The organism is Flavobacterium columnare NBRC 100251 = ATCC 23463 (assembly GCF_002530675.1).
GTDB classification, from domain to species: Bacteria; Bacteroidota; Bacteroidia; order Flavobacteriales; family Flavobacteriaceae; genus Flavobacterium; species Flavobacterium columnare.
On sequence record NZ_PCMX01000174.1, the window covers coordinates 1 to 2,335 of the forward strand.

3 protein-coding genes are annotated in these 2,335 nt (G+C 32.4%); 2 read left to right on the top strand and 1 reads right to left on the bottom strand.

The features are described 5' to 3' along the window. A partial coding sequence (locus B0A78_RS14125) for an RHS repeat-associated core domain-containing protein (RefSeq protein WP_317044858.1) occupies nucleotides 1–1,071 on the top strand: 1,071 nt, incomplete at its 5' end. Nucleotides 1,072–1,080: 9 nt separating this feature from the next. Beyond that, nucleotides 1,081–1,620: a hypothetical protein gene (locus B0A78_RS14130; RefSeq protein ID WP_097609796.1), complete on the top strand. Its 540-nt coding sequence runs from the start codon at nucleotides 1,081–1,083 to the stop codon at nucleotides 1,618–1,620. Nucleotides 1,621–1,931: 311 nt separating this feature from the next. Here the strand turns inward: B0A78_RS14130 and B0A78_RS14140 are convergent. Further along, nucleotides 1,932–2,335: helix-turn-helix domain-containing protein (locus B0A78_RS14140; protein WP_211282058.1), on the bottom strand; the 404-nt coding region annotated here is incomplete at its 5' end.

Below are 2,335 nucleotides of genomic sequence, written 5' to 3' on the forward strand. Positions count from 1 at the left end.
ATAAAGTATTACCCTTTTGGAAGCCTAATTCCTAACAGACACGGAAGTGCCCAACCTGAAGGTTACCGATACGGTTTCCAAGGTCAGGAAAAAGATGATGAGTTGAAAGGGGAAGGGAATTCGTTGAATTACGAGTACCGTATGCATGACCCTAGGGTGGGGAGATTTTTTGCTGTGGATCCTTTGACAAGTAAGTATCCTCATAATTCTCCTTTTGCTTTTAGCGAGAATAGAGTAATGGATGGTATAGAACTTGAAGGTATGGAATTTTTACCAATTAATAATCCAAATATTCCTAGTGGAGGTGCCGTTGCTAATAATTCAAACCCTGATAATACAGATTTGGATTTTGGAAATGGACTCAAAATAAATAATGTGCCTATGGTTGAACTTGGAGGGTCTTTTTATTATAACATTGGAAAACACTTGTATCATAATAATAATGTTTGGAGTGAAACTGGAAATAGATCTGAACAACAAACTGAAGAAACAAAATGGGGTATTTCTCTGATTAATCATTATTCAAATTTACCAAAACAAGATGTTAGTTTGGAAATGCCTTGGAGAGGGAAAAATAACGAGGAAACTCTTGATATAACTAAAAAAACAGGTGATATGGTTAATCAAGTTTTAAATACAGGAGGGGTTTGTTTTTATAGCACTATTTGTCGAACAGACAATATTTATGAAACTATCTCGGGAAAAGAAGGTATAAATACTAAGATTGGAAGTATAGACTACAAAGTAGCCGCCTCAATTACTGGGAATAATTTAGGTTATGGTGCCGCAGCTCCTTTTATTAATAAAGGATTAGCTAGCAAGGTTACTAAAGAGGATATTTGGAATGGTGCTTTACAAATTGGAGCCCCTTTGCAGTTATGGTTTTCACCAAATAATTTGGATATGTCAGAAGGGGGACATAGTTTTTCATTTACCAAATATGATTTTGACTCTTCAGGAAAAATACAAGGACTGTTTTATATGGATTCTCATGGTTTGACAAATAGAAGAGGGACACTTAACTATTTGCCGGCAGGATCAAATGTTGTAGGAGCTAATTTAAAAGATTAAAAAAATATAATGAATAAGCTAACTTTATTTTTGTTTTTTTTATACAAAGTAAATTACTCTCAAAAGATAATTACTCAACAAATATTAGATAGGAACATCCTTTGTGAAAAAATTTATCACAAAGAAATCTTAAAAAATGAATTCATCAATGCTTTCAATTATAAACAGGATAAAATTGATTACTTTTCTAATGAACATATATCATATATCAAAATTTATTCATTAAATAATTCTTTTTTAAAAGGTAAGGATAGTTCATTGATAAATGGGAATAACAAAATAATTGAAATTACTTATTCAAATGAAGAAGTTGCAAATATTGCTTTTAAAAATTTGTTAGAAGAGCTTAGATATGTAACAAATGGAGAATTATTTTTTTTAATAAAACCAGGTGCCTTTTTTTATTTGCGAAAAAATAAAATATTTATAAACTCTTTTAATTTTTATTTCAATGAAAACATTTATTTGATGACAAGGAGCTATTTAGCTAAAAGCAAAAAAACAACTAAGATAATAGAGATAAATGGGGATTTACGTATAATAAAGTAACCACTTGAAGCAAAATATCCATGGAATTCGCCTTATGCATTTAGTGAGAACAGAGTTATTGATGGTGTTGAATTAGAAGGATTAGAAGTTGTGCTAATTGGGAAGCAAGTTTCAGGAGGTGCTGGAGTTACAGGTAATTCTGGCGCAGGAATTTTAATTGCTCCAGATGGTGTTTATCCCGTCGCAACGGATATGACACAAAGTGATATACGCAATCTTGGCTCAACGCAAACGTTAGCGCAGAAATGTTTTCTGTGCCCACAACAGAGAGTAAAAAACAAAACACGCTTTAGGGCGTGTTTTTTTGTGGGTTAAAGATTGTCTAAAGCCTTTGTAAGATTGTTTTTAAGCCGTTTTCTGCTTACAGCTATATCAATGATATTGTAAATAGATTTTCGTTCTTCTTCGTCTAATTCTTCAATTAATTGTACCTTTTCTATAATGGTCTTTTCAAACGAATTAATATCAATCGTATCTTCTTCAAAAAACTGATATACTTTTACATTTAAAGCTTCTGCTATTTTTTCTAATGATGATACAGTAGGTTCTACTTTTCCACTTTCTATACGGCTGTATTGTGCTTGGTCTATTCCTATGGAAATGGCTACTTTTTTTTGAGAAAGGCTCCCCGATCGCTCGGATATGCGGTAAACGTTAGCGCAGAAAGGTTTTCTGTGCGCACAACAGAGAGTAAAAAACAAAACACGCTTTAGGG